The 5,326-nt window shown below is 72.9% G+C and carries 4 protein-coding genes; all 4 read left to right on the forward strand.

Annotation, left to right across the window (positions count from 1 at the left end; all coding sequences use genetic code 11):
* A partial coding sequence (locus VN520_RS16810; RefSeq protein WP_325747733.1) for a DUF885 family protein occupies nt 1-1,125 on the forward strand: 1,125 nt, incomplete at its 5' end.
* Nucleotides 1,126-1,607: 482 nt separating this feature from the next.
* Nucleotides 1,608-2,045 carry a hypothetical protein gene (locus VN520_RS16815; RefSeq protein ID WP_325747736.1) on the forward strand — a complete coding sequence of 146 codons (438 nt, stop codon included), beginning with the start codon at nt 1,608-1,610 and terminating at the stop codon, nt 2,043-2,045.
* An 83-nt stretch (nt 2,046-2,128) separates the two neighbouring features.
* On the forward strand, nt 2,129-3,001 hold the full coding sequence (dapF, locus tag VN520_RS16820) for a diaminopimelate epimerase (protein WP_325747734.1): 873 nt from the start codon (nt 2,129-2,131) through the stop codon (nt 2,999-3,001).
* Between the two features lie 140 nt (nt 3,002-3,141).
* Nucleotides 3,142-5,289, forward strand: coding sequence for a RelA/SpoT family protein (locus VN520_RS16825; protein WP_325747735.1), 2,148 nt, complete (start codon nt 3,142-3,144; stop codon nt 5,287-5,289).
* Nucleotides 5,290-5,326 lie beyond the last annotated feature (37 nt).

Here is a 5,326-nt window from a genome sequence, read left to right on the forward strand (position 1 = left end):
GCGGCCCTCCCCGCCCTGCGCGGCCTCGCCCAGGACGCCACCGGCGACGAGAAGGCCCTGGCCGCCGCGCGGCGCCTGGTCGCGCACGTCGAGGGGGCAGCGGATACCGGCGCCGAGCCGGCGGCCCTGGGCGAGGCGGCGTTCCTGCGCCTGCTGGGTGCGGGGGAGGGGATGACGTACGGCACCGCCGCGCTGACGGACGCCGCCGACCGCGAACGGACGCGGCTGTGGGCCCTGTTGGAGAAGGCTGTGGAACGCCTTGCCCCGGGCGCACGCGTACGCGAGGCCGTCCCGGCCCTGATGAAGGACCACCCCACCACCGGGGAGGGCGTGTTCGCCGAGGCGCGGGCCCTGCTGTCCGAGGTGACGTCCTTCGCGGTGGCCCGCGACCTGATCGCGGACCCGGGCGGCGAGTGCCGGGTGGGCCCGGCCCCGGCGTCCCGCGCCTACGCGCAGGCCATGATGTCGTGGTCCGCGCCCTACGAGCAGGACGCCCCCAGCTGGTACTACGTGGTCCCACCGGACCCGGCGTGGCCGCCGCACGAGGCCGAGGAGTGGCTCTCGGTCTTCAGCCGTACCTCCCTCCCCGCCATCACCGTCCACGAGGTCACCCCGGGCCACTACGCCCACGGCCGCGCCCTGCGTGCCCTGACCAGCGACGTGCGCAGGTCCCTGGAGTCCCCGGCGTTCGTCGAGGGCTGGGCCCACTACGCCGAGGAGCTGTACGCCGAGGAGGGCTTCCGCGCCCACGACCCCCGCTACGTCATCGGCATGGCCCTGGAGGCGCTGCTCCGCGTGACGCGCCTGGCCTGCTCCATCGGCCTGCACACGGGCGGCATGACGGTCGACGAGGCCACGGCGCGCTTCGAGGCGGACGCGTTCCTGCGCGGCCGCTCGGCCCGCGCCGAGGCCCTGCGCGGCGCCGTCGAGCCCACGTACGGCCGCTACACCCTGGGCAAGGCGGAGATCCTGCGGGTCCGCGACCTGGCCCGCGCCCACTGGGCCGGCGGCTACACGCACCGCCGCTTCCACGACGCGCTCCTGTCGCTCGGCATGCCCCCGGTCGGCCTGCTGGCGAGGGCCGTCGTGGGGGACCTGGCCGCTGCCGTGCCACGTGCCGTCTGACGCTTCCGCACGGGTGACGGAAGTCGACGCCCGGAGTGGTCCTGCGGACCGTGTACAGCTCGGTCAGGCGCTCGACGGCGGCGTCCGGGGCGGGGAAGCCGGACTCCACGGACTGCTTGCCCCCCGGGTGGCGCGGGAGCGGATCGCACAGAGGCACGGGCAGCCGGAGGGTCTGCGGCACCCGCAGGGCCTGAAGAAGCCGCCCCTGCCCCGCGCAAGCCTGTTCGACATGGTGGAGATGGTTCCTTCTCCGGGCTGGTCGCGACCCGTCAATCGGGCGCTGACCTGGGGCTATTGCTGAGCTCCTGCTGACTCGCCGGCCAGCAGCAGGCGTCTGACCTGCATAAACCCTGAAGGGGGGCTATAACAGCCTGATCACGTGATGGCATCGGGAAGCTCCGCCCGTCATTCCGGCGGCCGGGGCCGTGCCATCATCGAGCATCGATCGACCAGTGGAGTCCGAGTTGGGAGGGCGCGTGGCGATGGAGGCCGGCCCTCGCGACACAGACCGAGAATCACCGGATGTGCAGCACGACGCAGGCCGTCTGAGCCCTGACGGGCCGGACGAGCCCGAGGTGACCCCCGAGGTCGAGGTCGAACTCCGCCCCGCCCGCCGGCTGCGGATCTGGCAGCTCGCACCGATCGTGGGGCTGGCGGCGGCCGGCTCCCTGATGTTCGCCTTCCCGCTCGCCTTCGAGTTCGGCGGCGGTGGTGCCGTCGTGGCGATGCTGGGCCTGCTGATCAGCTGCTGCGCCGCGGGCTGGGGCATGATGGCCGCGCGCCGTGTGGGATACACCTGGCCCGGCCTGTCGGCCAGGGGGCCGGACGCCCGGCCCGACTGGCGGGTGATCGCGCTGTACGTGGCCGTCTGCGCCGCCCTGGTGTCCCTGGCCGTCTGGCGCGTGGCCCGGCTCCGCTGACGTGCGTGGCCCGGCTCCGCCGACGGGGCCGGCCCTGCGGCCCGGCCCCACGGATCGCCGGTGCGGCCTCGTACAGTTGCTTCGTGAGCACTTCGCAGATCACCTTCCTCAAGGGCCACGGCACCGAGAACGACTTCGTGATCGTTCCCGACCCGGACAACACCCTCGGCCTGCCGGTTTCCGCCGTCGCCCGGCTCTGCGACCGCCGGGCGGGCATCGGCGGCGACGGGCTGCTGCACGTCGTGCGGTCCGCGGCGCACCCCGAGGCGCGGGACATGGCCGAGCAGGCCGAGTGGTTCATGGACTACCGCAACGCGGACGGTTCGCTCGCCGAGATGTGCGGCAACGGAGTGCGTGTCTTCGCCCGCTTCCTGCAGCATGCCGGATTCGTCACGGAGGGTGATCTGGCCGTGGCGACCCGGGGCGGCGTCAAGCGGGTGCACATCGCCAAGGACGGCGACATCACGGTCTCCATGGGGCGGGCCGTCCTGTCCGGGGACGGCGTGACGGTCACGGTGGACGGCCGCAGCTGGGAGGCCCGCAACGTGAACATGGGCAATCCGCACGCCGTCGCGTTCGTCGAGGACCTGGCCCACGCCGGGGAGCTCCACTCCGTACCGCTGTTCAGCCCCCGGTCCGTCTACCCGGACGGGGTCAACATCGAGTTCGTCGCGGACCGCGGGCCCCGGCACGTCGCGATGCGCGTCCACGAGCGCGGTTCCGGTGAGACCCGCTCCTGCGGCACCGGCGCCTGCGCGGTGGCCGTCGCCGCCGCCCGCAGGGACGGCGTGGACCCGGCGCGGACGGGGACCCCGGCCACGTACACGGTGGATCTGCCCGGCGGGACCCTGGTGATCACCGAACACCCGGACGGCGGGATCGACATGACAGGACCCGCCGTGATCGTCGCGGAAGGCGCGCTCGACCCCGTCTGGCTCGAAACGGTGATCGGTTAGAGCTTCGCTCGAACGGGTGATCCGTTTCACGCCGGGCGGGAGCGGGTCCGTGCCACGTGATGGGGTCGATAGCATCAAGCACCGGCCCGGAGGCGTATCCGCACCCCTCCACCGCCGGTCGACGCTGCCGGAGGTGCCCCATGAGCGCAGAGGCCACCGATCCAGGTGCTCCCCTTCGCAAGCGCGGTCGTCCACGGATCGATCTGCGCAGGCTGGGCCGTGTCGCCCTGCTCGGGACGGCCTCCCGTGACCGGCTGCCCGATGCCATCGGGCACGTCGCGGAGGCTCATCGCGCGCACCACCCGGACGCCGACCTCACCATTCTGCGCAACGCCTACGTCCTGGCCGAGTCCTCCCACCGCGGCCAGACGCGCAAGAGCGGCGAGCCGTACATCACCCATCCACTGGCCGTCACCCTGATCCTCGCCGAACTCGGCGCGGAGACGACGACCCTGACCGCCTCGCTGCTCCACGACACGGTCGAGGACACCGAGGTGACCCTCGATCAGGTGCGCGAGGCGTTCGGTGACGAGGTCTGCTATCTGGTCGACGGCGTCACCAAGCTCGAAAAGGTCGACTACGGAGCCGCCGCCGAGCCCGAGACCTTTCGCAAGATGCTCGTCGCCACCGGGAACGACGTCCGGGTCATGTCGATCAAACTGGCCGACCGGCTGCACAACATGCGGACTCTCGGCGTCATGCGCCCCGAGAAGCAGGCCAGGATCGCCAGGGTCACCCGGGACGTGCTCATCCCGCTCGCCGAGCGGCTCGGTGTGCAGGCGCTCAAGACGGAGCTCGAGGATCTCGTCTTCGCGATCCTGCACCCGGAGGAGTACGAGCGCACCCAGGCCCTGATCTCCGCCCGGGACGGTGCGCGGGACCCTCTCACGGAGATCGCCGGCAGCGTCAGGACGACTCTGCGGGAAGCCGGCATCAGCGCCGAAGTGCTCATCAGACCGCGCCACTTCGTCTCGGTGCACCGGGTGTGGACCAAACGCGGCGAGATGCGGGGCACCGACTTCGGACGGCTGCTGGTGCTGGTCGGCGAGGACGCCGACTGTTACGCGGTCCTGGGTGAGCTGCACACCTGCTTCACCCCGGTGATCTCCGAGTTCAAGGACTTCATCGCGGCCCCCAAGTACAACCTCTACCAGTCGCTGCACACGGCGGTCGTCGGCCCCGGGGGCGCGGTGGCCGAAGTCCTCATCCGCACGCACCGGATGCACAAGGTCGCCGAAGCGGGCGTCGTCGCGCTCGGCAACCCGTACACCCAGGACGGCGTCGCCGCCGCGCACCAGGCCGAGCCCGCCGACGGTGAGCGCGCCGACCCGACCAGGCCCGGCTGGCTCTCCCGCCTCCTGGACTGGCAGGAAGCAGCGACCGACTCCGACACGTTCTGGGCCACGCTGCGCGCGGACCTCGCCCAGGACCGGGAGATCACGGTCTTCCGCACCGACGGCGGGACGCTGGGGCTGCCCGCGGGCGCCAGCTGCGTCGACGCCGCCTACGCGCAGTACGGCGACGAGGCGCACGGCTGCATCGGAGCCCGTGTCAACGGCCGGCTGGCCACCCTCAGCACCGTACTGAACGACGGTGACACCGTGCAGCTGCTCCTCGCCCAGGACGCCTCGTCCGGCCCCTCCCCGGAGTGGCTCGACCACGCGCGCACCCCTGCCGCCCGGATCGCGATCACGGCCTGGCTCGATGCCCATCCGGACGGTGCGCAAGGACCGCACAGAAGCAGGCCCGACGCACCGAGGCCACAGCTCCAGCCCGTCGACGACACCTCGGGCAGCAGGGGGAGGGCGGGCGGCCGGGCTCCGGGCGTGACCGTCGACACCCAGGGCGCGCCGGTCCGGCTCGCCGGCTGCTGCACCCCCGTCCCGCCCGACGGCATCACCGGTTTCACGGTGCGCGGCGGAGCTGTCACCGTGCACCGCGAGGAGTGCCCGGCGGTGGCCCGCATGCGGGAGCTCGGCAGGGCGGCCGTCGGGGCACGCTGGAACGACGCGGGCGACTGGAGCGGCACCACCGGCTACCGGGTCACCCTCGTGGCCGAGTCCTTCGGCCGGCCCCGGCTCCTCGCCGACCTCACCGAGGCCATCGCGGCCGCGGACGCGGCCATCGTCTCGGCGACCGTCGAGCCGCCCAGCGAACAGCGGGTCCGCCACACCTACACACTGCAGCTGCCGGACGCGGCAGGGCTGCCGGGCCTGATGCGGGCCATGCGCGACGTACCCGGCGTGTACGACGTGAGCCGCGCCCAGCAGCCTGCCGCCGCGGGCTGAGAGCCCCTCCCTGCCGCTGCCGGCGACCCCGTTCGGG

Origin of the sequence: Streptomyces sp. (assembly GCF_035563135.1) — a bacterium.
Lineage (GTDB): Bacteria > Actinomycetota > Actinomycetes > Streptomycetales > Streptomycetaceae > Streptomyces.